Annotated in this window: 1 protein-coding gene; it reads left to right on the forward strand. The window is 68.4% G+C overall.

What is annotated here, in order from left to right; translation table 11 throughout:
- Nucleotides 1-105: 105 nt before the first annotated feature.
- Complete coding sequence (locus QMK34_RS47355; protein WP_326421607.1) at nt 106-1,425, forward strand: IS4 family transposase; 1,320 nt, start codon at nt 106-108, stop codon at nt 1,423-1,425.
- Nucleotides 1,426-1,647 lie beyond the last annotated feature (222 nt).

A 1,647-nucleotide genomic window follows, 5' to 3' on the forward strand; every position in this document is an offset into this window, starting at 1 on the left:
CAATGCCACGTAGCCTAAGTTGATCAAGTTGTTGACCTGGCAGTTCTCGAGTGGTGCGGCGTGGTGTGATCGTTTCGGGTCGTGTGGCCGGCACGGTCGCCGATCATGGGCGAGGGTGTGATGGTGCGACCGGATCAGGTATCGCTGGGCATGCTGGTCGCGGCGGTCCCACGGGACGCGGTGGACGAGGCGGTCGCGGTGTGCGGAGTTCGGGAGAAACGCTCGGACGGCACACTGCCCGCGCACGTGATCACGTATCTGACGTTGGCGTTGTGCTTGTTCCCCGACGACGATTACACCGAGGTCGCGACCAAGGTCACCGGGTCGCTGGACCGGTGGGGCTGCTGGAACGCGGCCTGGACGGTCCCGACCACCTCGGCGATCACCCAGGCCCGCAAACGTCTGGGCCCCAAGGTGTTCCCGGAACTGTTCGAACGCTGCTGCGGCCCGGTAGCGGGCAGTGCCGGTCCGGCCGCGCCGGCGGTGGCGTTGGGTACCGCCCGCGGGTCGTTCCTGCGCCGGTGGCGGCTGCTCGCGATCGACGGGTTCGAACTGGATCTGCCCGACAGCAAGGAGAACGCGGCCGAGTTCGGCTACGCCGGTTCGGGGGACAACCGGTCGGCGTTCCCGAAAGCGCGGGTGGTCGCGCTGGCCGAGTGCGGCACCCACGCGTTCGTCGCGGCCGAGGTGGACGCGTATTCGGTCGGGGAGAAGACCCTCGCGCAACGCCTGTATCCCCGGCTGCGCGCCGACGAGTTGCTCACCGCCGACCGCGGGTTCTACTCCTGGCAGGGTTGGGACACCGCCGCCGCGACCGGTGCGGCACTGTTATGGCGGGCCCCGACCCAACTCGACCTGCCCGTGGTGGCGGTGCTCGCAGACGGGACCTACCTCAGCGTGCTGATCAAGCCCACGATCCGGGGCGCGCGGCGTGCCCGGATCCTGGCCGCCGTCCGTGACGGTGCCGATCCGGCCGACCTCGCCGACGGCCTCGACGAGAGGGGATGGCCCGTCGCGCATCGGGTTCGGGTGATCGAGTACGAGGTCCCCGACCGGGTCGGGAACGGCAGCGGCGAGCTGATCGTGCTGCTGTCCACGATCACCGACCTGCACGGGGACGACGGGGCCCGAGCCGACGAACTGGCCGCCGCCTACCACCAACGTTGGGAGGAGGAGACCGCGAACGACCAGCTCAAGACCCATCTACGCGGGCCGGGGAGGGTACTGCGGTCACGGCTGCCCGATCTGGTCCGTCAGGAGATCTGGGCCTACCTGATCGTGCACCACGCCATCAGCGATCTGACCGCCCGCGCCTCCGCCGCCGCCGATCTCGACCCGGACTCGATCTCCTTCGCCAAGACGTTGCGTCTGATCCGCCGTTCCGCCACCGGGACAGCGGACATTTCCCCCTCGGGACTGGGCTGAGCGACTCGCCGTCCATCTGGAACGGATCGCTGCCCTGCTCATCCCGCCCCGGCGTGAGCGGACCTGCCCACGCAAGATCAAACGGGCCCGGCACAACAGCTACCAGGTCAAGAAACACAACGAGCCGGCCAGTATCCGCCATCAGAACCCGGCCACGATCACGATCCGCAGGCTGACACCCAGACCAGCAGCATGATCAAATTAGGCTACGTGGCATTGGGT

The sequence above is a fragment of the Amycolatopsis sp. H20-H5 genome, from assembly GCF_035828755.1.
Classification (GTDB): domain Bacteria; phylum Actinomycetota; class Actinomycetes; order Mycobacteriales; family Pseudonocardiaceae; genus Amycolatopsis.

What these genes read in the sequence shown, in the direction of transcription:
- QMK34_RS47355 (WP_326421607.1), top strand. Translation starts at nt 106, where the DNA reads ATGGGCGAGGGTGTGATGGTGCGACCGGATCAGGTATCGCTGGGCATG.